This window comes from Ruegeria sp. HKCCA5763 (assembly GCF_013034545.1).
Lineage (GTDB): Bacteria > Pseudomonadota > Alphaproteobacteria > Rhodobacterales > Rhodobacteraceae > Ruegeria.
Genome location: NZ_WQGF01000034.1, coordinates 1 through 2,141 on the forward strand (window position 1 = coordinate 1; position 2,141 = coordinate 2,141).

Sequence of the window (2,141 nt, forward strand, 5' to 3'; positions counted from 1 at the left end):
GAGCCCAAAGCCGTCACTCATCTGGTGGAACATTAGAAATAAATATAGTCCTGAGTTTCGACTACAAGCCGCGCAGTCTATCTTGCGAACGCTTCTGATTTTGATTTGCTGAAGGGATAGTTCTTTTTAGGGTGTAATCTTTTGGGAAAGTGGGGCCGGAAAAGCTCCGGCCCGACGACGTTTAAGACAAATGGTGTACGTCTTGAAGACCATAAACAGGCGTTTCGACACCTTCCATTCGAGCTTTTATCTGCAGCGATAGAAACTGCGAATAGTGGCGCGACTGATGCAGATTCCCGCCGTGAAACCATAGAGCTTCTTGCTGTGTAGGTTTCCACATGTTGCGCTGTTCCCCCTCCCAAGGGCCAGGGTCCTTCGTCGTATCCGATCCCAAACCCCATACTTTCCCGACTCTGTCAGCCATTTCTTGACCAGCCAGATCTGCAATCCAACCATTCATCGAATTGTAGCCAGTTGCATAGACAATGACATCTGCGTCGAGATGTGTTCCATCATCCAAGATTACGCCGGTTTCGTCGACCTCAACAACCTGACCACGCTTTATCTTGATCTCTCCATCAATGATGAGCTGGCTGGCGCCGATGTCGATATAGTAGCCTGATCCACGGCGCAGATATTTCATGAACAAACCGGAATCGTCGTCGCCCCAATCAAGCCAAAACCCTGCTTTCTCAAGCCCGTCATAGAACTCCTTGTCTTGTTCCTTCATCGCAGCGTAGGCTGGAATCTGGAACTCATGTAGGATCGCATAAGGCAGCGAAGCGAAGATAAGGTCTGCCTTTTCGGTCGTCATGCCGGCTTCGACGGCCCGTTCGGAATATAGATCCCCGAGCCCGATTTCCATCAAAGTATCGGACCGCACAATATGCGTCGAGGAGCGCTGAACCATGGTGACGTCGACGTCATTCTCCCAAAGGGCTGCGGCGATATCATGCGCGGAATTGTTTGATCCAACGACAACTGCCTTTTTACCTTTGTACTTGTCTGGGCCTGGATGCTGCGATGAGTGGTGCTGATCGCCTTTGAACTTATTCATTCCGGGAAAGCTCGGCATGTTGGCCTTGCCTGACATACCCGTTGCCATGACAAGCTGTTTGGGTTTCAGCGTTACTTCCTCGCCGTCGCGGTCTACAACGACCGTCCATTCCTTGGTTGTCTCGTCATAGCTGGCGGACTTGGCGGTCGTGTGTGTCCAGTAGTTGAGCTCCATCACCTTGGTGTACATTTCGAGCCAATCACCGATTTTATCCTTGGGTGAGAAGACCGGCCAATTCTCTGGGAATTTGATGTAAGGCAGATGGTCGTACCAGACCGGGTCATGTAGGCAGAGGGATTTGTAGCGTTTGCGCCAGCTGTCTCCGGGGCGTTCGTTGCGCTCCACAATGATAGTAGGCACGCCGAGCTGGCGAAGACGTGCACCCAAAGCAATACCGCCCTGTCCGCCGCCAATGATCAGGCAGTAAGGTTGCGTCTTGTATCCGAGTTCCGCCTCTTCTTGTTCCCGCTCTTCTTTCCAGGTCGTGCGGTGTTTCCCAGCTCCATGTTTAGCTCCTAGAGGACGCTGAAAGCCCTTAGGTTCTTCGTATCCTTTGAGTTCGACCATCGTGGTCAGCAGCGTCCAGATCAACCCATCCTTCAGACGGATTAAACCGTAACCGCGCGCAACCTCAGTTTCAAATTCGATCCATGCTGTCGTGATGCCACCGTCTTCAGTCGGAACCTCGCCGTCCGCGACCTTCCATCCTTTTGGCTTGATCGTCGCCAATTGGTGCCGCAACATATCGGCTACCTGACCTTTTCCTTCGACTGTTTTGATGTTCCAAGTGAAGGTCACTAGATCGCGCCAGTAGCAGTCATCCTGAAACATCTCGGTGGCAGCTTCAACATCTCCTTTATCGAGTGCCTCGCCGAACGCGTCGAGAAACGCCTGTGTCTGATCCGTCAGTGTCGTATCGACCATTTCATCCTCCCATCGCTCATCCATTTTGGTTAGCAGCCTATGGGAAGGGCGCTTTCAAAATCCAGACATTTAACGAGTCCCGAACACTGGCACCAAACCGACCGCAAGGACGACGCTGTTGTTTAAAAAGACTTCAAGCCAATGACCGCTACGTCCGCAT

1 protein-coding gene is annotated in these 2,141 nt (G+C 51.9%); it reads right to left on the reverse strand.

From position 1 onward, the window contains the following. Nucleotides 1–181: 181 nt before the first annotated feature. A complete protein-coding gene (locus tag GOV89_RS22645) occupies nt 182–1,981 on the reverse strand; it encodes an NAD(P)/FAD-dependent oxidoreductase (RefSeq protein WP_171239153.1) in 1,800 nt (599 codons plus the stop codon). Nucleotides 1,982–2,141 lie beyond the last annotated feature (160 nt).